2 protein-coding genes are annotated in these 2,377 nt (G+C 52.2%); one reads left to right on the top strand and one right to left on the bottom strand.

Annotated features, from left to right (window positions below; all coding sequences use genetic code 11):
• On the top strand, nt 1–604 hold a 604-nt coding region (locus KDK18_RS00380; RefSeq protein ID WP_257252390.1), incomplete at its 5' end, for a hypothetical protein.
• On the opposite strand, the gene KDK18_RS00375 is transcribed toward KDK18_RS00380, so the two are convergent.
• Nucleotides 597–2,377 (bottom strand): hypothetical protein (locus tag KDK18_RS00375; protein ID WP_257252389.1); only part of this gene is annotated, 1,781 nt, incomplete at its 5' end. The genes KDK18_RS00380 and KDK18_RS00375 overlap by 8 nt on opposite strands.

Genomic DNA, 2,377 nt, shown 5'->3' with positions numbered 1-2,377 from the left:
ATATAAGGGCATGCAGACCCGGTGTTTAGAGAACAAGAATCAGGTTTATATTGGTATGAGGTTGCCAGACCCCTTAAATGAGTATTGTCACAAACTGCAGGAAGACATTACGGATCAGTTACTGAAGAGCCCGACTTCAGGATCGGAACCCATTGATTCGAAAGAGGCTTATCAACGGGCTACTAAAAAAGCCCGGGAGAGTGTCAAGGTGGTTCACAAAGCCTGGTTTCAGGCGGTTGCCCACTATTATGGCATTGATGAATCCGACTCATTAGGGGCTACATCGGACAAAATCAATCAACAGTTTACTTCAGTCTTATGTACGAGGCCTCAGCGGCTCGAGAAAAATTTTGCGATCAGGGAAGCCCATGGACATCAATTGGCGGTGACGGCAGCCGGTGAAACTGCAGTCGGTGATCATTTCATGCTTGACAGTGGACTGAGCGGTGCCAGAGAAAATGTTCTGAATCTGCAGGACTTTACCCAAAAAACGGCCAGATATAGCGATCCATTTGATCCGGACTTGCATCGGGCAGAGTTCGAAACCAAACACACCAGAACCACTGACGATGTCAGTGAACACGCCAGGCTATTCCTCAGGTGAAGGCCCGTGTTGATGCTCGGGGCTGGGCAATGATGCCCTGATCGATGATCAGGGCCTGCTCTTCTTCGGTCATATTCTGAAAGTCAGGGTTCTCTTTCAGTTGCTGTCGGAAACGTGCGACCCTGAGTCTTTCCACTGCTTCCATGGCTCGACCCTGATCTTCCAGCCGGTTGGCCAGTGCGCTGCTCATCTGCTCAAAGCTGACCTTTTGACCCTTGCCGTGGTCGTTCTCAACACTTTTTGCGGCCATGTGAACCGCCAGCTGAAGCCGTTCAAGGGCTGCCGATGAGATATCCTTCTCCAGATGGTTATGCAGTTGATTTATGACCCGGTTTTTCAGGGTCAGCAGGTCATCACGACTGAGAGGTTGGGTGGAAACAGTACCATCCTCGTCTAAAACCCTCTTGATGGGTCGACCCAGAGCAGCCATTTTCAGCAAATAATGGCCCCTGATCGTCTGTCTCAACGAGTCTTCGAGCGTCTTCCCGATGGCTGATCGGGTGGTCCCGGGGTTGGGGGTGCCACAATGGCGGTTGATGGCCAGAGGAATCTCCAGTAATTGATCCTGAATGTAATAGCCGATGCCATGGCTGATCTCCGGAGGATGAACCCCCACTTCCCTGAGTTGTTTCCTGAAGGTGTTAAAGGCTTCGCGGTCTTTGGTCAGGGTGTCGACCTGGTCTTTATAGCTCTGGAAAATCATCAGAGCCTTCTGGTGTTTCAGGATATCTTCTGCCAGCTCTTTTCTGGCTTCAGCCAACTCAGTGACTTCCTTTTCGACTCCGGCATTAACAGTATCAACCAGATGTTTGCCCTCCTCAGTTTCACGCCATGAATCCCAGTAGGTCTTGGCTACTTCTGCGGTGATAGTTTCTCGCAGGTATTGTTTGAACGGACTCTGGGCGGTCATTTTAGCCATCATCCGTTTCGATGATGCCAGGCAATGCGCTTCTATGCGGGCTCTTTTATCGGAGCCTTCCGGCAACAGCATACGGTAATAGTGATAGCTGTCTTTAGCCGTATAAATCAGGTTCTCAACATGGTCCAGCGAGTTAAAGAGTCGACTGATGACATTGCCGGTAGACAGCGTTGTGGTAATCAATGCGAAGCTGGAGGTGGCTATGGGCCATAATGCCACGGCCGCCAGACTCCCGTAGAAGGCGCTACCGGCAACCAGTGTTCCAGCCATGACTGAACCACCCAGAACGATCAGGCATTTGGCACCTTCAGCGGCGAGCTGGCCAAAGGCTCCGGCTTCCCTGTTGTGGTAAGCACGAATCGCTTCTGTCAGTCGATTGTACCGGAATTGAAAGGGGTTAACGCAGACGTTAAAGACACTTCTGGCCAGACCTTCCTTTTTAGCAACGCCCCTGGCAATCAGCGCCAGCTCATCCATAGGGCTGGATGCGTTGGCAAAGGCCGGTCCGTAGTTGATCAGCCTGTTCAGGGTACGAACCTGACGACCTTCCAGTTGATTGACACCTTCACGGATGGCAACGGCTCCCGTTGCATGAGCCGTTGCCGTGGCAATTGCTCCTGCCATTCCGCCAACGCTCCAGCCTACTGCACCCCCTGCCAGGCCGGCAATCAGGGCGCCTGCTGTCAGTCCGATAACATTGCCCAGTCTGGAACCTGCCGTATGACTGGACAGGTCGGCAAAGAAGTTCAGGGCGACAGAGCCCTTGAGAGCCAGATCGGAAACCTGCAGCAGAAACTGAAACTGTTTTAATAATGCCGCCTGTTGGGGGTGGTTGGCGTAATCGAATGCTTCGT

Source organism: Endozoicomonas sp. SESOKO3, from assembly GCF_024606255.1.
Note: the sequence above shows the minus strand (reverse complement) of the source record. Positions and strands in the feature narration are given on the sequence as shown.